Genomic DNA, 19305 nt, shown 5'->3' with positions numbered 1-19305 from the left:
CTTAGCGCCATGGGTACATCCGGCAGCACAGCGGCGCAAGCTATCCCGGCCGTCTGCCTGCGGTTACAAATTTCTTGCGGCGCTTTAACGTGCCGGTAATAACCGCAGACACAATTTGAGCTTATTATTGCAGAGGTCTATTGCCATGCCCGTTTTTCGACGCATCATTCCAGTCCTCCTCGTTTTTCTTTGTCTGGCCAGCCCCCAGGCGCTGCGTGCAAGCTGCGTGGAGATCGGAAAAACTTGCATTAATGACAATGACTTGAAGGCGCAGATCCGGATAGGACGCCACACTCCGGACTTGCAGGGACTGGAACGGTTCAGCGATCTGAAAGAACTGACACTGATGGCTGACTTGCGCTTTGACGCGCCAGTCGACCTCTCGCCGCTGGCGGCGTTGCCGGGGCTGGAACGGCTGGCGCTGGTCGGCATCACCGCACCCGACATAACCCCCCTCACCCGCCTGCCGGAACTGAAGCGGCTGAGCCTTGATTCTGTCCGCGCGCCGGACTTCACTCCGCTGGCCGGCGTGACCGCGCTTGAGCACCTGTCGGTCTGGGGCATCAAGGACGTCACCGACCTGTCCTTTGTGCGCCGCCTGACCCGGCTGCAGAGCCTGAATATCGCAGATTCCGGCGTTACCGACCTGAGCCCGCTCGAGGGCCTTAAGGAACTGGAGGTCTTTCTGGCCTTCAACACGCAGGTTTCCGATCTGAGCCCGCTGGCCGCTGCAAATCTGCGGGTGGCCTGGATTTCCAACTGCCCGGTGGAAAGCGTTGCCGCGCTGGCCGCCTCGGACCGGCTGGAGATGCTGCGGGCGGATGGCACCCGGCTGCTAAGCCTTGAGGGGCTGCAGAACAAACCGGCGCTTCAGACCCTGATCCTGTCGGACACGCAGGTGGCGGAGCTGGCCCCGATTGCGGATGCGGCAAACCTGAATGAACTGGCGCTGGACGGCACGAATGTCAGTGATATTTCTCCGCTGGCCGGGCTGAACGCGTTGCGCAAGCTGACCCTGAAAGGCACCGCGGTTAGCAGCCTGAAACCGCTCGCAGGCAAGAACCTGCGGGAGCTCTCGGTGACCAACACTGCCGTTGCGGACCTGGAGGGGGTTCAGGGGATGGGAGAGCTTTGGGAGCTCAGCATTTCGGGGACCGGCATTCGCGACCTGACGCCGCTCAGCGGATTGAAGAAGCTTTCCATCCTGCGGGTGATCGGCGTGCCCGCCGCGGCGCTGCAACCGCTTCTGGAGATCGACAGCCTGCGGATCGTCTTTGCCGGCCCCGCCCTGAAGTCCCACAAGCGTCTGCTGGGCCGGGAGAAGATCACGGAATACATCACCAGCGTGCAATAAGGCTGGCGGCTCTTGCCTGCCGGCACTGCGCTTGCGTCAGTATCAAATGGACGCGCCTGCCTTCCCAGGGGTTTCAGGCCACCACCCGCAATCGCGGAGCTTCCGGCCGGGCTGCTGCGTGGCCCGCGGAAAACCGGTGCGCAAAGGCAAGGCCGGCCCGGATCACATGCGGATCCATCTGCCCGCCGGTGACATCGGCGACGGCTTCACGCGCGCCCGGCGTCTGGTCCCGGCGCATGTGATGCAGCATCCGCAGCAGCGCGGCCTCTTCCGGCGTCACGGTCCCGCGCAGTTCCAGGTCAAAAGGATCAATGTAGGCAAACTGCCCGTCCCGGCAGTCCATCACCGCCCGCAGCAGTTTCATCAGCGCCTGCGCCGCGGGCAGCCCGATAGCCTCGCCCCAGCGTTCCGCCGCCACCATATAGGCCCGCTGCCAAGCTTGGCTGTCCGGCGTCTCATAGCTCATCAGAAAATGCCGCAGCACCGGCAGCAGCCCGGTCTCGAATTCGTCAAATCCATGCGCCGCCAGCGCGGCCTCATGCGAAACTCTACTCATTCGCTTGTCCCTTACGATGGTCCCGACAGCAGGCGCGCTGTCCTCTTCGTCCGGGCTGGATCCTTAGGCGGATTTGCTGGGAACCACATGTCTGACTTATTTTGTCGGATATTGCAACAGCAGACGGCTGCAGAACAGCGCCTTGCGGCGCCGGCCTGCGGCGCAAGTATTTTCAGAAAGATGAAAGGGAGCGGCGCGCTCTCGCCAAGGGCCTTAGCGGGCGTCCTTCAGCAGCCGCTGCTTCTGGCGGCCCCAGTCGCGCTTGGCCTGGGTTTCGCGCTTGTCATGCAGCTTCTTGCCCTTGGCGATGCCCAGTTTGATCTTGGCGCGGCCCTTGTGGTTGAAATAGATCACCAGCGGCACCAGAGTCATCCCCTTGCGCTGGGTCAGGTTCCAAAGGTCGGCCAGCTCCTTGCGCGACACCAAGAGCTTGCGGCGGCGGCGCTCTTCATGCTTGAACACCTTGGCCTGCTCGTAGGGCGGGATATAGGAGTTCACCAGCCACAGCTCGCCGTTTTCCACTGCGGCGTAGGAATCGGCAATATTGGTGCCGTTGCCGCGCAGCGCCTTGACCTCGGACCCTTCCAGCACGATGCCGCACTCGATATCGCTTTCGATCGCGTAATCGAAACGGGCCCGCCGGTTCTCGGCGATCACCTTGTAGTTCGGGTCTGATGTCTGCTTCTTCTTGGCCATGGGCGGCAGATGTAAGGCCGCGCGGCGGCGGGCGCAAGATGGCGCTCACACCTTGCGGCTGCGCAGCAGCGTGAAAACACCACTGCCGACGATGACGGCGCTGCCGATCAGGGTCAGCGCATCGGGGCGTTCGCCAAAGACCAGCACCCCCAGCACCATGGCAAATACCAGGCGGGTATAGCGGAACGGCGCAATGACAGAGATCTCGCCCGCCCGCATGGCGCCGGACAAGGCGTTATAGGCAATCACCCCGATCACCGTGGCTGCCGCGATATCCAGCCAGTTGCGCGGAGCCGGCCAGACCGCGCCGCCGGTCCAGCCCAGCGCAAGTGCGCCGGCCACCACCAGCATCGCAAAGCCCAGGAACCCCAGCTGGTTGTTGCTCATGTCCTTGGGTGCCGCGCGGGTGGCCAGGTCACGGCCTGCAAAGCCCAGCGTGCCAGCCACCGCAAACAGCGAGGCAGGCTCAAACCCGCTAAGCCCCGGCCGCAGGATCAGCAGCACCCCGGCAAAGCCCAGTCCGATCGCCAGCCAGCGCCGCCAGCCGACGGTCTCTCCAAAGAATACCACCGCGCCCGCGGCAACCACCAAGGGCGTCGCTTGCAGAATGGCCGAGGCCGAAGACAGCGGTGTCAGCGCAATCGCCAAGGTATAACACAAGCGCCCCGCGACTTCAGACACGGACCGCAACAGCATCGGGCGCGTGCCAAAACCCGGGTGCCAGGGGGCGTGACCTTGCGCACGCGCCAGGCCTGCAAAAACCGCCATGCCGCCGAGACCGAACAGGATCAGGATCTGCCCCACCGGCAGGCTGGCGGCCGCGGATTTGACGAACATGTCCTCCAGCGCAAAGGCCGCCATGGCCAGCACCATCAGGAGGCTTCCGCGCAGCGTGTCCATCCCTGGCTCCAATACCTGCAACATCAATCACTTGCGCAATTGGTAGGCACCCCGGGGAAAATACACAAGTGAAGCACCTTAATCCCGCTGCGTCAGAACCGCCTGCCGGTAGTGATGCATGTTGAGAAAGGCTGCGCCGGTCTCCAGGCTGCGGTAGCCGTGCGGCTGATCGGCAGCAAAGCGCAGGCCCTGGCCGGCCTCCAGCGGCACCCATTCCCCGTCTTTCAGCACCTCCATGGAGCCATGCAGCACATAGACCTCCTCGGTCACCCCGGTGTCATGCGGCTGCGACTGGTGGCTTTGGCCCGGCTTCAGCGTCACCTGAAAGGTCTCGGCGCCCAACAGCGGGTCAAAGGGAAACACGATCTTGACCCCGATGCTGCCGGGGAACTGCACGGTCTCATATACCCCGGCGGCCTCCCCCACCGGCCGGGTTGCTTCGCCGATCAGGGCGGTCAGCGGCAGGTGGAATCCCTTGGCGATCTTCCACAGCGTCGCAATCGTCGGGCTTGATTCGCCGCGCTCGATCTGCCCCAGCATCGCCTTGCTAACCCCGGTGGCCTCTGCCGCCTTTGACAGGCTAAGTCCCGCCGCTGCCCGGATTTCCCGCAGGTTCAAGGTGATGCCGTCGTCGCTCATTGTCTCCGCCCGTCAAAAAAGCCTTGTGCGCTATAACGCACGGGATGTAGTGTGCGCTATAACGCACAAAACCCCTACCCGATCCGGCGCCAGAGGAAAACCCGCATGCTCAAGGATCTGAAGCTGTCGCATATCGTCTCTGGCGCGGTTGCCGTGCTGGTCGGCTATACAGGCTCGGTCGCCATCATCTTTCAGGCGATCGAGGCCGTCGGGGCCACCCAGTCCCAGGCCAACAGTTGGATGCTGGTGCTGGGCCTCGGCATGGGGCTCACCAGCCTGCTGCTGTCGCTAATCTACCGGATGCCGGTCCTGGCCGCCTGGTCGACGCCGGGCGCGGCGCTGCTTGCGGTCAGCCTCAATGGCGTTCCGCTGGCAGAGGCGGTGGGCGCCTTCCTCCTGTGCGCAGTCCTGCTGACCCTCACCGGCGTTACCGGCTGGTTCGCCGCCCTCTCGCGCCTGATCCCGGAGAGCCTGGCCAGCGCCATGCTGGCGGGCATCCTGTTCCAGTTCGGGCTTTCCGCCTTCACCTCGCTGCAGACCGACACCGCGCTGGTCGCCGTTATGGGCCTCACCTTCCTCGCGGGCCGCAAGCTGTTTCCACGCTATACTATCCCCGCGGTGCTGGCAGCGGGCGTGGCCTGGTGCGCAGGCACCGGCGCATTCGGCAGCCTGGAGGCGCTGGACCTGACCCTGGCGCGGCCGGAGTTCGTCATCCCCGCCTTCTCGCTGCCGGTGCTGATCGGCATTGGCCTGCCCTTGTATATCGTCACCATGTCCTCGCAGAACATGCCCGGCGTGGTGGCGCTGAAGGCCTGCGGCTATGAACCGCCGGTGTCTGCCAGCCTCACCGTCACTGGCCTGGCGTCGCTGCTGCTTGCCCCCTTCGGCGGCTTTGCCTTCAACCTCGCCGCCATCACCGCCGCCATCTGCGCGGGCCCGGAGGCGGACGAGAACCCGGACACCCGCTATCTGGCGGGCGTGATGACGGGCCTTGTCTACATCCTGGTGGGGCTTGGCGGCGCCACTGTCATCAGCCTGTTCCTGATCGCACCCAAGGCGCTGGTCGCCACCGTGGCGGGCCTGGCGCTGCTGGCGACCATCGGCAACAGCCTGTCAGCCGCGCTGGCAGAACCGCAGGGGCGCGAGGCGGCGCTGATCACCTTCATGACTACGGTCTCCGGCATCAGTTTCCTGGGAATCGGCGCACCGTTCTGGGCGCTGGTGCTGGGGCTGGCGGTAAATCACTGGCTGAAGCCGCCCGACCCCGCCCCGGTACGCGCCTGAGAACCACCACCAGAGACATTTCGCCACTGAAATCCGGCGCAATCTGCGCCAATATTACCGAAGAGAGCCCCGCCCGGTTGCCTTTATTGCGCAAATCGTGTCCCTGAGGGCAAAGACTAAGGGAACCAGCCTGATGCCAAAGTACCGATCCAGAACCTCCACCCATGGCCGCAACATGGCGGGCGCGCGCGGTTTGTGGCGCGCCACCGGCATGAAGGACGATGATTTCGGCAAGCCGATCATCGCCATCGTCAACTCCTTCACCCAGTTCGTGCCCGGTCACGTGCACCTCAAGGACCTGGGCCAGATGGTCGCCCGCGAGGTCGAGGCGGCAGGCGGCGTCGCCAAGGAGTTCAACACCATCGCGGTGGATGATGGCATCGCCATGGGCCATGACGGCATGCTCTACTCGCTGCCCTCGCGTGAGGTGATCGCCGACAGCGTCGAATACATGGTCAATGCCCATTGCGCCGACGCGATGGTCTGCATCTCCAACTGCGACAAGATCACACCCGGCATGCTGATGGCCGCCATGCGCCTCAACATCCCGGCAATCTTCGTCTCTGGCGGGCCGATGGAAGCGGGCAAGATCGACATTGCCGATCTCGACATGAAAAAAATCGACCTGGTGGACGCCATGGTCGCCGCCGCGGATGACAAGTTCACCGACGAGCAGGTGAAGCACATCGAGGAAAACGCCTGCCCGACCTGCGGGTCGTGCTCGGGCATGTTCACCGCCAACTCGATGAACTGCCTGGCCGAGGCGCTGGGTCTGGCGCTGCCGGGCAACGGCTCGACGCTCGCCACCCATGCCGACCGCAAGGAGCTGTTCCTGGAAGCCGGCCGCAAGATCGTCGAGATCACCAAGCGCCACTACCAGGACGAAGAGAAGGGCCTGCTACCGCGCGAAATCGCGACCTTTGAAGCCTTTGAAAACGCGATGAGCCTGGACATCGCCATGGGCGGCTCGACCAACACCGTGCTGCACCTGCTGGCCATTGCCAACGAGGGCGAGGTGGACTTCACCATGTCCGACATGGACCGCCTCAGCCGCCGGGTGCCCTGCCTCTGCAAGGTGGCCCCCAACATCCACAACGTCCACATGGAGGACGTGCACCGCGCCGGCGGCATCTTCTCGATCCTGGGCGAGCTGAGCCGCGCAGGGCTGCTGCACGAGGACTGCCACACCGTGCATACCGCCACCATGGGCGAGGCGATTGCCAAGTGGGACATCAAGGTTGCCAACAACCCTGAGGCTGAGGCGCTGTTCAAGGCGGCACCGGGCGGCGTCCGCACGACGCAGGCGTTCTCCCAGGCCAACCGCTACAAGGAGCTGGACACCGACCGCGAAAACGGCGTGATCCGCGCCAAGGAGCACGCCTTCAGCCAGGACGGCGGCCTTGCGGTGCTGTTCGGCAATATCGCGCGGGACGGCTGCATCGTGAAAACCGCCGGCGTCGATGAGCACATCCTGAAATTCACCGGCTCGGCCTATGTCTGCGAAAGCCAGGACGCAGCTGTGAACGACATCCTGACCGGCAAGGTCAAGGAGGGCGACGTGGTGGTGATCCGCTACGAGGGCCCGCGCGGCGGTCCGGGGATGCAGGAAATGCTCTACCCCACCTCCTACCTCAAGTCGAAGGGGCTCGGCAAAGCCTGCGCGCTCCTGACCGACGGCCGCTTCTCCGGCGGCACCTCCGGCCTGTCGATCGGCCATGTCTCGCCCGAGGCAGCCGAAGGCGGCACCATCGGCCTGGTGCGCCAAGGCGACAAGATCGAGATCGACATCCCCAACCGCACCATCCACCTCGCGGTATCCGACGAGGAACTGGCGGTGCGGCGCGAGGAACAGGACGCCAAGGGCTGGAAACCCGCCGAGCCGCGCAAGCGCAAGGTCTCCAAGGCACTGAAGGCCTATGCGCTGCTGGCCACCTCCGCCGCCAAAGGCGCTGTGCGCGCGCTGCCTGACGAGGATTGAGGCCATTCAATATCGAAGCAAAGCAAAACCCGCCGCCTCAAAACGGCGGGTTTTCTTCTGCTCTCCGCGCCGGGGGCCGGGTCAAGGGGCCGCGCAAGGCGCGGCGGCGCAGCTGCTTGCCCTTGAGGCGGTTTCAGGCGCAAAACAATGGGCCAGGCGCGTTCAGGGCAGACCTGCCCCTGAACCGCTTCTCAGCAGATTTCTTTCATCCGCAAAGCTCTCCCGCCGCCGCTATGGCCCGCTGGCTGCCGCCAGCACGCCAAGCCGCGTTGGGCCAAGCGCCGTGCTGGCGCACGGCGCGCCTCCGGCGGGAGTATTTGGGCAAAGGTGAAGCCGTATGGCCGATTGCACCACCCGCCCGCGCCGCGTCAGCGGCGCCGGGCCCAAGGCTTTGAACTGCATCTTTGATGCAGCGGCAAAGGCGCGGGAGCTCCCGCTTGCGGCCCTGTCCGCCTACTCCCCCAGTTTGGCGTGCACCTCGTCCAGGTCGATCTCGCCCACCGGCATCTTGTTGGCCGGGTTCTCGAAATCGTATTTGAACAGCTCGAAATCGCGCTTGTAGATCTCGTAGACGAGATGCATCGACAGATCGTCGAAGTAATCCTCTACGGCGTGCGCGCGCTTGGGGCCGTGGCCTTCGCTTTCGTTGAAGCGCGGGATTGCGGTCAGGTCCACCGGATGCGGCGTCTCGATCGCGTCCAGCACCTGCTGCATGCCGTCGTTGAAGGCCTCGGTCCAGAAGATCTGGTTGTAACGCCCGCCGTTCAGGATGAAGGTCGAGACATGCCCCGACATTGCCGACCAGTGGATGTCCGGGTCCATCGGGCGGCGCCAGCGGATGGTGTCGCGGGCAAACAGCAGGAACCGGCGGAAGCTGGCGATCTGGTCGAACTCCTGCTTGCCGTCCTCACCGCCGACTTCGATCCCGTACTCATAGGCCAGCTTGGGCACCAGGTTGCCGCGGTAGCGGCGGCCGTTGCGCTGGATGCCGCAGATCTTGTCGAAGAAGGAGCTGAGGATGCGGGTATAGGGGTTTCTCACACATGTGAAAGCATAGGACCGCTGCCCCTGCACATTGCGGGTGATCGGCCCCTGGCTGTGCTCCTGTGCCCATTTGTGCAGCCCCTCCTTGGCGTCGTGAATGTCGCCGTCGAAGAATGTGCCGTGATCGGAGTAGTAGAGGATCTGCCCGATCGTCGAGCAAGCGCATTTCGGCACCACCCGGTAGACCACACTTTCACTTTCCGTCATCCAGGTGCCGGGGAACCCCATCCGCTGCCCTCATCTTGTTCACGCCATTCCCAGCTTCATCGCATATGTTTACCGAAACGGAAACTATCTGGTTTATTCGTGCCTTCAGCCCGCCTATCAAGGGAAACAATCAGGCAAGTCGAGGCGCTCCGTCCACCCTATGGCGAAAATCGCATATATCCTGCTCTGCCATAAAGACCCCGAGGCGATCATCCAGCAGGCTGAGCGGCTGACTGCGGCTGGCGATTACATGTCCATCCACTTCGACGGGCGGGCGGCGCCGGAAGACTACCGGATGATCCGGACGGCGCTGGCGGACAACCCGAATGTGGCCTTCGCGGGAAAGCGGATCAAATGCGGCTGGGGGGAGTGGTCGCTGGTGCAGGCCACCCTGCACGCGCTGAACAGCGCGGTGGAGGAGTTTCCGCGCGCAACCCATTTCTACATGCTGTCCGGCGACTGCATGGCGGTGAAGACGGCGGAATATGCCCACCGGTTCCTGGACGCGCACGACAAGGACTTTATCGAGAGCTTCGACTTCTTTGAAAGCGACTGGATCAAGACCGGCATGAAGGAAGGCCGGCTGATCTACCGGCACTTCTTCAACGAGCGCAAGCACAAGCAGCTGTTCTACTGGAGCCACGAGCTGCAGAAACGGCTGGGGCTGCAGCGCGAAATACCGTCAGATATTCAGGTGCAGATCGGCAGTCAGTGGTGGTGCCTGCGGCGGCGCACGGTGGAGTGGATCCTGGACTTCATCCGCGAACGCCGCGATGTGATGCGGTTCTTCCGCTCCACCTGGATCCCGGATGAAACCTTCTTTCAGACCCTGGTGCGCCACCTGATTCCCGAACAGGAGATCGAAAGCCGTACCCTCACCTTCCTGATGTTTACCGACTACGGCATGCCGGTGAGCTTCCACAATGATCACTATGATCTGCTGCTCAGCCAGGATTTCCTGTTTGCCCGCAAGATCAGCCCTGAGGCCAAGGAGCTGAAATCCCGCCTGGGGCGGCTCTATGCGGCGCAGGGCGTGGATTTCCAGATCTCCAACGAGGGGCGAAGCCTGTACCAATTCCTGGCCCAGCGCGGCCGCATCGGGCGCCGCTTTGCGCCGCGGTTCTGGGAAACCGAAAGCACCCTGGGGCGCGAGCGCGAGCTGCTGATCGTGGTCTGCAAGAAATGGCACGTGGCCAAGCGGCTGCTGGAGCAGATCCGCCAGGTGACCAACATCCCCGCCATTGAGTACCTGTTCAACGAGGAAAACACCCCGCTGCCGGACCTGGGCGGCATCCAGACGGCCCTGATGAAGCGCACCCGCCACCGCCGGGCGCTGATGCGGATGCTGTTCGAATACTACGAGACGGATCAGCTGATCATCTGCCTGGACCCCGGCGCCATCGACCTGATGAATGATTTCCATTCCGACCGCTCCTCGACCCGCTTCCTGCACATCGAATGCGAGTTCAGCGATGATTACCTGGTCGGCCACGCCCACCGGGTCGGCCTCGCGGGCGAGCGCACACCGCAGCTCGCCCTGGACCGGCTGCTGCCGACAATCCGGAACGATATCCTGCACGAAGGCGACCGCATCCGCGATGCCGGGTTCAACCAGCTGTTCCACGTGCGCGAGGGCGCAAGCGCCGAGGAAAACGCGGGCCAGCTCAGCGGCTTCCTGTCTCTGTCAGGCGACAAGGCGATGGAGCTTGCCGCAACCCGCCACCTGTTTGCTGACTGAGCCGGCTGCCAGACACGCCGCGGCGCAGGTTAACAACCCGGTACCGGTGGCTTCGTCATATGCAGATGCGCGGAACTGTCCGGGACAGCCTGGCGTTTGCCCGTCACGGGCGCAGGTGCTCGAACGCTGAAAGGGGCAATGGATGGCAGACCAGGCGGAACCCAAGGCGGTCTTCCTCACCGGCAGCCTGATGCGGCATGTGACGCGCATGTCGCTGACAGCCAGCATCGGGCTGATGGCGATGTTCGCGGTCGATTTTGTCGACATGGCCTTTATCGCCATGCTGGGCAATGACGCACTTGCCGCCGCCGTGGGCTATGCGGGCACCCTGCTGTTCTTCACCAACTCGATCAATATCGGCCTGTCGATTGCCGCAGGCTCGCTGGTGGCGCGGGAGCTGGGCGCGGGCCGGCCGGACCAAGCCCGCCATTACGCCACCAGCGTCGCCGCCATCGGCGTCCTGACCGGGCTGCTGATGCCCGTTGTTGTGCTCGCCTATCTGGAGCAGATCCTGACGCTGCTAGGCGCGGGTGGCGAGGTGCTGCGGCTGGCGATGCGCTATGTCTGGATCATCCTGCCGACGATGTGGGTGATGGCGCTGGCGATGACCGGCATGGCCGTGCTGCGCGCCCATGGCGATGCCCGCCGCTCTATGGTCGCGACGCTCTATGGCGGCGGGCTTAACGCGGTGCTGGATCCGCTGCTGATCTTTGGCCTGGGACTGGGGCTGAACGGGGCGGCCATCGCCTCGGTGCTGGCACGCGCCTGTATGTTCGCGGCCGCGTTCTGGCCTGCGATCCGGGTGCACCAGGGCTTTATGCGGCCAGCGCCGGCGCAGGTTGCAGGCGATCTGCGGGCGATCCGGGCGATTGCTTTGCCGGCGGTTCTGACCAACGTCGCCACCCCGGTCGGCAACGCCATTGTTTTACGCGAGATTGCCCAGTTCGGCACTGAGGCTGTGGCCGGCATGGCGGTAATCGGCCGCCTGATGCCGGTGGCCTTCTCGGTGATCTTCGCACTGTCGGGCGCCATCGGCCCGATTATCGGGCAGAACTTCGGCGCCGGGCAGTTCGCCCGCGTCCGCCAGGCCTTTATGGCCGGCATTACCTTCACCGCGGTCTACGTGCTGCTGATGGCGGCGGTGCTGTTTGCCCTCAGGGTGCCGATTGCCGATCTGTTCTCCGCCACCGGTGAGACCCGCACGCTGATCTACCTGTTCTGCGGGCCGCTGGCGCTGGCCTACTTTTTCAATGGCGTAATCTTTGTCGAGAACGCCAGCTTCAACAACCTGGGCCGTCCGGTCTATTCCACCTGGATCAACTGGGGCCGCCACACCCTGGGCACCTGGCCGCTGGCGGTGCTGGGCGGCTATCTGGCCGGCGCGCCGGGGGTGCTGCTGGGCCAGGCCGCCGGCGGGATGATCTTTGCCGCACTCGGCGCGCTCTTGGTGCACCGGGTGCTGCAGGACCTCACCCAGCCCGCTCCGGTCGATGCTTTTGCGCCGCAGAACCGGCTGCATGCCCTGCTGGGCCGCCGCGGCTGGTAGAGCCTTTACCGCCTGACCTGCCCCGCCAAGTGTTCGGCAATCCAGTCGAACACCAAACTCGGCCCCTGCAGGCGGCTGGAGTAGTCGCGCGACATCACATAGCCCGCGTCGCTCACCACCACATCGGGCACCGCCTGCACCAGCGCGCCGCTCTGCAGCAGCCGGTCGATCAGCCCCAGCCAGCCCAGCGCAATGCCGTCGCCGGACACCGCCGACTGCACCACCATGTCGTAGTTGTTGAAGCTGATGTAGTGCTTCGACCGCTCCCCCGCGATGCCCAGCCGGTCAAACCACCCCTGCCAGGTCTGCCACTCGGCCGAGGCCGGTTTCGACAGGCTCAGCAGCTGGCAGTCCAGCAGGCCGGCGGCCGAGGGCACCGGGCCATGCTTCTCCAGATAGGCCGGGCTGCACACCGCACCGACCCGCTCCTGCAGCAGCATAACGTCGCCATCGCCCATACTGCTGCGCGGGCCGACGTGGATCTTGATATCGCAATCCTCGCCATAGTCATCCGGCGGCACCTGGCTGGCCAGGATCTGGATCTCGATCTCATCCCCCAGCTCCGCCCGCAGATGCGACAGCCGCGGCAAGAGCCAGAAGCTGGAAAACGCAAAATCCGCTGAAATCCGCACCCTGGGCCGCGACTTGCGTTCCAGCAGCGATGACACGGAATTGCCCATTTGCGTCATCGCAGGGCGCACCACATTGAGCAGCCGCACCCCCTCGTTGGTCAGCGATACCCCGCGGTGCCCGCGCCGGAACAGGGCAATGCCCAATTCAGTCTCAAGCCCCTTGATTTTCTGCGAAACCGCCGACTGCGTCAGCCCCAGCGCCTCTGCCGCGCCGGTGAAGTTTCCATGCCGCGCCACTAGGTCGAAGGTGTGCAGCGCGACCAGGTTGTAGCTCAGCTTCCTATTAATGCTGCTAATGTCATCCATAAATAATTGCCTACTGCAAAAGGCGAAATTTTTATAACAGAAAATGCCCTGCGTAAGTTCTGCTAAAGCCGCAGCCCCGGCGGCGTCAACCGGCAGAGCAAGGGAAACAGGGATACTCTATGTCAATCAAACCTCCTTTGACGGATCTGCCGATCGGCACATCCGACCGCGGCTTTTACCGGGGCTTCAGCCAGATCGTCACCATCTCCTCCAAGCTGATGATCGGCGGGCTGGTGGTCTGGGCCATCGCCTTCCCGGAACAGTCGGGCGCGGTGCTGAATTCGATCAACGGCTTCATCCTCGCCTCCTTCGGGGCCTGGTACATCTGGACCGTGGCGCTGTTTGTGCTGTGCTGCGCAGCACTTGCGATCTGGCCCACTGCCGGGCGGCTCAAGCTGGGGCAGCATGGCGACCAGCCCGAATTCTCCAACTTCTCCTGGTTTTCGATGATGTTCGGCGCAGGCATCGGGGTCGGCATGCTGACCTGGGCCGTGGCCGAGCCGATCTACCACTGGAACAACAACCCCGAAGTCATCCAGGGCCTCACCAACGGCGGCACTGTGGACAACATCCGCATGGCCTACAAATGGTCCTTCCTGCACTGGGGACTGGGCGCCTGGGCCTGTTATGCGATTGCCGGGCTGGCGCTTGGCTTCTTCAGCTACCGCCGCGGCCTGCCGCTGACCATGCGTTCCTCGCTGACGCCGCTGTTCGGCGCCCGCCTCTCCGGCTCCATCGGCCATACCGTCGACATCGTCGCGGTGGTCGCCACCATCCTCGGCGTCGCACAAACGCTGGGGTTCGGGGTTGAACAGTTTGTCTCCGGCCTAACCCGCATCGGTATCGGCGGGCTGACCAACGAGGGCGGCACCGCCAACACCACCGGCGTCATCGTCGCGATTCTGGTAATCATGGCGGCCTCTACCGCGTCGGCACTGTCCGGTGTGGGCAAGGGCATCAAGTGGCTCTCCAACATCAACATGGTGCTCAGCATTGCGCTTTTGAGTTTCTTCCTGCTGTTCGGCTCCACCTTCTTTGGCCTGCAGGCGCTGCTGGTCGGCCTGTGGGACTACCTGATCGCAATGCCCGACATGCTGTTCCGGGTTTGGACCGGCGACGGCAACCCGGACAGCGTCGCCTCCAAGCTCGAAGGCTGGCAGGGCGGCTGGTCGGTGTTCTACTGGGCCTGGTGGATTGCCTTTGCGCCCTTCGTCGGCCTGTTCCTCGCCCGCATCTCCAAGGGCCGCACCATCCGCGAGTTCGTGCTGGGCGCGATGATCGTGCCGTCGCTGATGTGCTTTGTCTGGTTCACCTGGGCGGGCGGCACCGCCATCGACCTGGAGCTGCACGGCGGCGCAGGCGGCCAGATCAGCTCAGCCCCCGATGGCGACAAGATCTTTGCCATGGTGCAGTACATGCTGTCGCCCTGGCTGGGCTGGGCGATGTCGGTGATGATCGTGATCCTGCTGATGACCTACCTGGTGACCACGGCGGACAGCGCGGTGCTGATCGTCAACACCATCAACGCCGCAGGCGACGAAGGCCCCAAGGCCCGCCCCCACATCGTCTTTTGGGGCGTGGCGCTTGGCGCGGTGGTGACGGCGCTCTTACTGGTCGGCGGCCTCAAGGCGATCCAGACCGCGATGGTGATCGGCGCCCTGCCGTTTTCACTGGTGATGGTGCTGCAATGCGCCGCCCTGGTGAAGGCGATTTACAACGACGGCCGCCGCGAACAGGCAGGCCTGGCCACCACCGTCACCCAGGAGCCGGCGGAATAAGGATCTCCCCAGGCGGATGGCTGCGGACGGGCAGCGCAGCCATTCGCCACTTTACAAGCTCCGCCGCTCCTTCATGCTAGGGGCGGACGCCTTCAACCAAAGGACCATAAAAATGACCAAATACTACAACAGGGAATCTCTCCACCCCGCGGTGCGGATGCATGCGGAGGAAGTTGCGCAACACAAGCTGGACCGGCGCGAGTTCCTGAGCCGCGCAACCGCGCTGGGGGTGACCGCCTCTGCCGCCTACGGGATGATCGGCCTCAGCCAGCCGGTGCAAGCGGCGGCCAATGCCCAGGAAGGCGGCACCATCCGCATCCAGCAGGTGGTGCGCGCGCTGCTCGACCCGCCGCTGTTCAACTGGCCGCAGCTGGGCAACCTGGTGCGCGGCTACATGGAATACCTGGTGCAGTACAACGCCGACGGCACCTTTGAACCCCGCCTGCTGGAAAGCTGGGAGGTCAACGAGGACGCCACCGAATACCTGCTGCACATCCGCCCCGGGGTGCACTGGAACGATGGCCGCGGCACCCTGACGGCCAAGGACGTGGCCTACAACTTTGCCCGCTGGTGCGACGGCAAATGGGAAGGCAACTCGATGGCCGCCCGCATGGGATCGCTGCAGAACGAGGCCGGCGACGGCCCCGCCGAAGGCGCGCTGGAGGTGGTGGACGAGCTGACCCTCAAGGTGAAGCTCACCCGCCCCGATATCACCATCATCCCGGCGGTGACCGAATACCCCGCCGCCATCGTGCCGGACGGCTGGTCCGGCGATCCGGGCGCCGACCCCATCGGCACCGGCCCCTACAGGCTGGTCGAATACGAGGTCGGTGTTAAGGCGGTGCTGGAAAAGGACCCGGACCACCAGTGGTGGGGCGAAGGCGCCCATCTCGACCGGATCGAGTTCATTGACTTCGGCACCGACGGCGCCACCCACCTGTCGGCAGCAGAATCCGAAGAAATCGACATGACCTACGAGACCGTGGGCGAGTATGTCGACATCTTCACCTCCATCGGCTGGAACGTCAGCGAGTCGGTCTCGGCCAACACCCTGGTCCTGCGCACCAACCGCGACGCCGAGGTGGACGGGATGCAACCTTATGCCGACGCCCGCGTCCGCCGCGCCCTGGCGCTGGCCTGCGACAACGCGGTGCTGCTGGAGCTCGGCTATGACGGCCGCGGCACCCTGGCGGAAAACCACCATGTCTGCCCGATCCATCCGGAATACGCCGATATCGGCGCGCCGGTGCGCGATGCAGAGGCCGCGCGCCAGCTGATGGAGGAGGCCGGGATGCTCGACTTCGAGCATGAGCTGATTTCCATCGACGACGACTGGCGCCGCAACACCACGGACGCGCTGGCGGCGCAGATGCGCGATGCGGGGCTGAAGGTCAAACGCACCGTGCTGCCCGGCAACACCTTCTGGAACGACTGGGACAAGTACCCGTTCAGCTCCACCGACTGGGGCCACCGCCCGCTGGGGGTGCAGGTGCTGACGCTGGCCTACAAAACCGGCGTTGCCTGGAATGAAACCGGGCTGGCCAGCGCTGAGTTCGACTCCATGCTGGAAACCGCCTCAGCCATTGCCGACGCCGACACCCGCCGCGGGCACATGGAAGGCATCGAAAAATTCATGCGCGAGGACGGCACCATCATCCAGCCCTACTGGCGCTCGCTTTACCGCCACGCCCGGCCCGGCATCATCGGCGCCGAAAGCCACCCGATCAACGAAATCCACGTGCACAAGCTGGCACTGGAAGCCTGATCAGGCGCTTGGAAAGGAAAAGGGCGCGCGCCATGCCGGCGCGCGCCCTTCTTTATGGTCAGATCGCGACCTCAACCCGGCCAATCGGGTTGGAGCAGCAGGCCAGGATGTACCCCGCCTCCACATCCTCTTCCGAGATGCCGCCGTTGTGGACCATATGCACATCGCCTGCGGTCTTCTTGACCTTGCAAGTGCCGCAGATGCCGAAGGTGCAGCCCGACGGGATGTTGAGCCCCGACGCCTTGGCCACCGCCAGCACAGTGTCGGTCTCGGTGCAGTTTGCGGTCACGCCCGACGCGGCAAAGGTGATCTCGGCGGCGGCGGTTTCCTCGGGAACCACATCGTCCAGCTCCGGCGCGTCTGCCTCGGTCTCCACCGGCGCGCCAAAGCTTTCCTGGTTGTAGTTCTCCATGTCGAAGCCCAGGCCGTTCAGCATGTCGCGCACGGCCTGCATGAACGGATCCGGCCCGCAGCAGTAGACCTCGCGCTCCAGGTAGTCGCCGGCAATCAGGCCCAGCATGATCTGGTTCAGCTGGCCGCGGTAGCCGGTCCAGACCTGATAGGGATCGTCCTCTTCCACCACGAAGTGCAGCTTGATGCCGGGCACCCGCGCCGCCATGCCCTCAAGCTGGCGCCGCGCGATGATCTCGCTGGGGCGCTTGGCGCAGTTGATGAAGCAGACGTCGGGCGACTGGCCGCGGTCGAACAGGTACTGTGTCATCGACAGGCTGGGCGTGATGCCGGAGCCTGCGGAGATGAACAGGAACTTGCCGTTCGGACGCTTGGGCAGGGTGAACACGCCCGCAGGGCCAGAGGCCTTGAGGAACATGCCCGGGCGCAGGTTGTCCAGCATCCAGCGGGTGCCGATGCTGTCCGCCTGCGCCTTCACCGTCACCGAGATCGACAGCGGCCGCGACGGCGACGAACTGATGGTATAGGTCCGCCAAACGGTTCCGCCCGGCACCGGCAGCTCCAGCGTCAGGAACTGGCCCGGCTGGTATTTGAACCACGCGCCGGACGGCGCGCGGAAGCTGAAGGTGGCGGTGTTCGGCGCCTCCGGCACCACGGAGACGCATTCCAGCATCTCGTCGTCCTTCCACGCCAGGGTCTCGTCCAGCGTCTCGAAATTGGCCTGCAGTCCCATGCGCTTACTCCGCCGCGATCAGGTGGCGGCCGGTCAGCGCGCGGGTCAGGTGCCCGGCATACCAGTTGGAGAACTGGATCACGCCGCTTTCCTGCACTTCCGAGTACGGGCCGGGCTCATAAGCGGGCGAGTTGATGCCCTGCTGGTTGTCTTCGACCACGATGCGGTCCTCGTCGTTGGTGGCAACCCAGACCTCGGTCAGCCGCTTCAGGTCATAGTCCTGGCCTTCGACGGCATCCTTGTGCACCAGCCATTTGGTGGTGACTTCGGTCTCGGTCGGGCTGATCGGGGTGACGCGGAACACGATGGAATGATCCGGCAGGAAGTGGTTCCAGGTGGTCGGATAGTGGAATTTCAGGAGCGTGCCCGCATCGGCAAAGGGCACCCGGCCCAGCTTCTTGGCTACTGCCGCCTTGCCGTCCATGGTATAGCTCTCGGCGCCCTCGTTCAGCGGCATCCGCGCCACCCGGTACTGGCCGCGCGCGTCGATCCTGAACTGTGCCGGGATGCCCGCGCCTTCGATGCGGTCGAAATGCTTCTGCAGGTGCGCCGGCGTCTCGCCGCCTTCGATGCCGGTGACGGACGGATCCTCCGGGAAGGTCCGGCACAGCGACGGGTGGTTGCCGCCGCAGTGATAGCACTCGCGGTTGTTCTCCCAGACCAGCTTCCAGTTGCCCTTCTCGATGATCGAGCTTTCATAGGCCACCTTGGCATTGCCCAGGTCGTGCGGCTCCAGATAGGGACGCGCCACCTCGGCAAATGCATCGAAATCCGGCGCTTCATCCGCCAGGCAGATGTAAATCAAACCCGCCAGATCGCGGCAGTGCACCGGCTTCAGCCCGTGCTTGGAGGCATCGAAATCCGGCCCCATGTCGCGCGCCCACAACAGCGAGCCGTCCAGCTCATAGGTCCACTGGTGGTAGGGGCAGACCAGTTTGGGCGAATTGCCTTTCTTCGCCTTGCAGACGACCGAGCCGCGGTGGCGGCAGGCATTGTGGAAGGCGCGCACCTGGCCATCGGTGCCGCGCACGATGATCACGTTGTAGGCGCCGACCTGATGGGTCACGAAATTGCCCGCCTTCGGGATCTCGCAGGCGGGAATGGCAAACAGCCACTCGCGATAGAAGATCTGCCGCATGTCCAGATCCAGAACGCCCGGATCGGTATAGAACGCCTGTTCCAGGGAATAGTTTTTCTGACGGGCCACCAGTTTGGCCAGAATCTCGCTGTCCTGAAGCATCTGCTTCTCTCCTTTGCCGCATCCCCGCGGCAGGTTGGCTTGGCTGCGGGCATGGATGGAGAGATCGCAGGCCACGCGCCTGCAACCGCCCCGCCGCCGCCCGCGGTTGACGTTTTTTGGGGCAAGGCTGGTTTCCGGACTGTCCCGGGGCCATTCGGCGGCGGGGCCTGGCACCTTCCCGAAGCCATTGGCTTCAGTGGTTTTTTTCCATGCCTTGCCCGGGGTCACCGTTGCGGGGGCAGTGCCGGAGTTTCACCAGCTTCCCAATTCTCCGCCCCGAAAGGGCGGCACCTTGCTGAGGCGGAAATTGCCCTAATCCCGGCCCGCAAGCGGAGACAAATCCGACCCGCCGAAACCGGAAAAAGACATGCATGTTTGGGGGGGGCCGGCGGGACAGGGATGTCCAAAATCTCAAACCGGCATCCGCCAGCCTGTTTGCGGCAAGGCGCTGATCTTTGGTGTATTTCCCCTCGAACCAGACACAAGGACCAATTCGCG

At 64.3% G+C, this 19305-nt stretch carries 15 protein-coding genes and 1 riboswitch; of the genes, 7 read left to right on the top strand and 8 right to left on the bottom strand.

From position 1 onward, the window contains the following. The first annotated feature begins 262 nt into the window (after positions 1-262). Positions 263-1354 (top strand): leucine-rich repeat domain-containing protein, encoded by a 1092-nt coding sequence (locus tag ACXAED_RS10645; protein WP_475049484.1) that lies wholly within the window; start codon positions 263-265, stop codon positions 1352-1354. Between the two features lie 73 nt (positions 1355-1427). Here the strand turns inward: ACXAED_RS10645 and ACXAED_RS10640 are convergent, their stop codons facing one another. From ACXAED_RS10640 to ACXAED_RS10625, 4 genes are all read right to left on the bottom strand, one after another. Then, positions 1428-1910 carry a hypothetical protein gene (locus ACXAED_RS10640; protein ID WP_475049483.1) on the bottom strand — a complete coding sequence of 161 codons (483 nt, stop codon included), beginning with the start codon at positions 1908-1910 and terminating at the stop codon, positions 1428-1430. Positions 1911-2123: 213 nt separating this feature from the next. Then, positions 2124-2606: an SsrA-binding protein SmpB gene (gene smpB / locus ACXAED_RS10635; RefSeq protein ID WP_475049480.1), complete on the bottom strand. Its 483-nt coding sequence runs from the start codon at positions 2604-2606 to the stop codon at positions 2124-2126. A 45-nt stretch (positions 2607-2651) separates the two neighbouring features. Continuing rightward, positions 2652-3506, bottom strand: a complete 855-nt coding sequence (locus ACXAED_RS10630) for a DMT family transporter (protein ID WP_475049477.1) — start codon at positions 3504-3506, stop codon at positions 2652-2654. A 78-nt stretch (positions 3507-3584) separates the two neighbouring features. Continuing rightward, positions 3585-4145 (bottom strand): helix-turn-helix domain-containing protein, encoded by a 561-nt coding sequence (locus tag ACXAED_RS10625; protein WP_475049476.1) that lies wholly within the window; start codon positions 4143-4145, stop codon positions 3585-3587. Between the two features lie 105 nt (positions 4146-4250). Here ACXAED_RS10625 and ACXAED_RS10620 point away from each other — a divergent pair, with 105 nt between their 5' ends. Both ACXAED_RS10620 and ilvD read left to right on the top strand, forming a co-directional pair. Continuing rightward, complete coding sequence (locus tag ACXAED_RS10620; RefSeq protein ID WP_475049473.1) at positions 4251-5429, top strand: benzoate/H(+) symporter BenE family transporter; 1179 nt, start codon at positions 4251-4253, stop codon at positions 5427-5429. Positions 5430-5562: 133 nt separating this feature from the next. Next, positions 5563-7407: a dihydroxy-acid dehydratase gene (ilvD, locus tag ACXAED_RS10615; RefSeq protein WP_475049472.1), complete on the top strand. Its 1845-nt coding sequence runs from the start codon at positions 5563-5565 to the stop codon at positions 7405-7407. A gap of 453 nt (positions 7408-7860) precedes the next feature. Here the strand turns inward: ilvD and ACXAED_RS10610 are convergent, their stop codons facing one another. After that, entirely contained in the window at positions 7861-8679 is an 819-nt protein-coding gene (locus tag ACXAED_RS10610) for a sulfotransferase family protein (protein WP_475049469.1), read from the bottom strand. A gap of 139 nt (positions 8680-8818) precedes the next feature. On the opposite strand from ACXAED_RS10610, the gene ACXAED_RS10605 reads away from it, so the two are divergent. Continuing rightward, on the top strand, positions 8819-10396 hold the full coding sequence (locus ACXAED_RS10605) for a DUF5928 domain-containing protein (RefSeq protein ID WP_475049466.1): 1578 nt from the start codon (positions 8819-8821) through the stop codon (positions 10394-10396). A 142-nt stretch (positions 10397-10538) separates the two neighbouring features. After that, positions 10539-11942, top strand: coding sequence for an MATE family efflux transporter (locus ACXAED_RS10600; protein WP_475049463.1), 1404 nt, complete (start codon positions 10539-10541; stop codon positions 11940-11942). Between the two features lie 5 nt (positions 11943-11947). Here ACXAED_RS10600 and ACXAED_RS10595 read toward each other — a convergent pair whose 3' ends face one another. Then, positions 11948-12880, bottom strand: coding sequence for a LysR family transcriptional regulator (locus ACXAED_RS10595; protein WP_475049460.1), 933 nt, complete (start codon positions 12878-12880; stop codon positions 11948-11950). 119 nt (positions 12881-12999) lie between these two features. Between ACXAED_RS10595 and ACXAED_RS10590 the strand changes: the two genes are divergently transcribed. After that, a complete protein-coding gene (locus ACXAED_RS10590; protein ID WP_475049459.1) occupies positions 13000-14658 on the top strand; it encodes a BCCT family transporter in 1659 nt (552 codons plus the stop codon). Between the two features lie 112 nt (positions 14659-14770). Further along, positions 14771-16423: an ABC transporter substrate-binding protein gene (locus ACXAED_RS10585; RefSeq protein WP_475049457.1), complete on the top strand. Its 1653-nt coding sequence runs from the start codon at positions 14771-14773 to the stop codon at positions 16421-16423. A gap of 58 nt (positions 16424-16481) precedes the next feature. Here ACXAED_RS10585 and ACXAED_RS10580 read toward each other — a convergent pair whose 3' ends face one another. Together ACXAED_RS10580 and ACXAED_RS10575 are read right to left on the bottom strand one after the other, a co-directional pair. Further along, positions 16482-17567 (bottom strand): FAD-binding oxidoreductase, encoded by a 1086-nt coding sequence (locus ACXAED_RS10580; protein WP_475049455.1) that lies wholly within the window; start codon positions 17565-17567, stop codon positions 16482-16484. 4 nt (positions 17568-17571) lie between these two features. Further along, the gene (locus ACXAED_RS10575; RefSeq protein WP_475049452.1) at positions 17572-18807 is read right to left on the bottom strand and encodes an aromatic ring-hydroxylating oxygenase subunit alpha; all 1236 of its coding nucleotides are present in this window, start codon (positions 18805-18807) and stop codon (positions 17572-17574) included. Positions 18808-18915: 108 nt separating this feature from the next. Continuing rightward, a riboswitch (cobalamin riboswitch) is annotated at positions 18916-19117 on the bottom strand. Positions 19118-19305 lie beyond the last annotated feature (188 nt).

The organism is Leisingera sp. ABM4_103 (genome assembly GCF_056158685.1).
Note: the sequence above shows the minus strand (reverse complement) of the source record. Positions and strands in the feature narration are given on the sequence as shown.

Bases quoted from the DNA above. Each gene is read 5' to 3' on its own strand.
- ACXAED_RS10640 (WP_475049483.1), bottom strand. From the start codon at position 1,910: ATGAGTAGAGTTTCGCATGAGGCCGCGCTGGCGGCGCATGGATTTGAC.
- smpB (WP_475049480.1), bottom strand. From the start codon at position 2,606: ATGGCCAAGAAGAAGCAGACATCAGACCCGAACTACAAGGTGATCGCC.
- ACXAED_RS10630 (WP_475049477.1), bottom strand. From the start codon at position 3,506: ATGGACACGCTGCGCGGAAGCCTCCTGATGGTGCTGGCCATGGCGGCC.
- ACXAED_RS10625 (WP_475049476.1), bottom strand. From the start codon at position 4,145: ATGAGCGACGACGGCATCACCTTGAACCTGCGGGAAATCCGGGCAGCG.
- ACXAED_RS10620 (WP_475049473.1), top strand. From the start codon at position 4,251: ATGCTCAAGGATCTGAAGCTGTCGCATATCGTCTCTGGCGCGGTTGCC.
- ilvD (WP_475049472.1), top strand. From the start codon at position 5,563: ATGCCAAAGTACCGATCCAGAACCTCCACCCATGGCCGCAACATGGCG.
- ACXAED_RS10610 (WP_475049469.1), bottom strand. From the start codon at position 8,679: ATGGGGTTCCCCGGCACCTGGATGACGGAAAGTGAAAGTGTGGTCTAC.
- ACXAED_RS10605 (WP_475049466.1), top strand. From the start codon at position 8,819: ATGGCGAAAATCGCATATATCCTGCTCTGCCATAAAGACCCCGAGGCG.
- ACXAED_RS10600 (WP_475049463.1), top strand. From the start codon at position 10,539: ATGGCAGACCAGGCGGAACCCAAGGCGGTCTTCCTCACCGGCAGCCTG.
- ACXAED_RS10595 (WP_475049460.1), bottom strand. From the start codon at position 12,880: ATGGATGACATTAGCAGCATTAATAGGAAGCTGAGCTACAACCTGGTC.
- ACXAED_RS10590 (WP_475049459.1), top strand. From the start codon at position 13,000: ATGTCAATCAAACCTCCTTTGACGGATCTGCCGATCGGCACATCCGAC.
- ACXAED_RS10585 (WP_475049457.1), top strand. From the start codon at position 14,771: ATGACCAAATACTACAACAGGGAATCTCTCCACCCCGCGGTGCGGATG.
- ACXAED_RS10580 (WP_475049455.1), bottom strand. From the start codon at position 17,567: ATGGGACTGCAGGCCAATTTCGAGACGCTGGACGAGACCCTGGCGTGG.
- ACXAED_RS10575 (WP_475049452.1), bottom strand. From the start codon at position 18,807: ATGCTTCAGGACAGCGAGATTCTGGCCAAACTGGTGGCCCGTCAGAAA.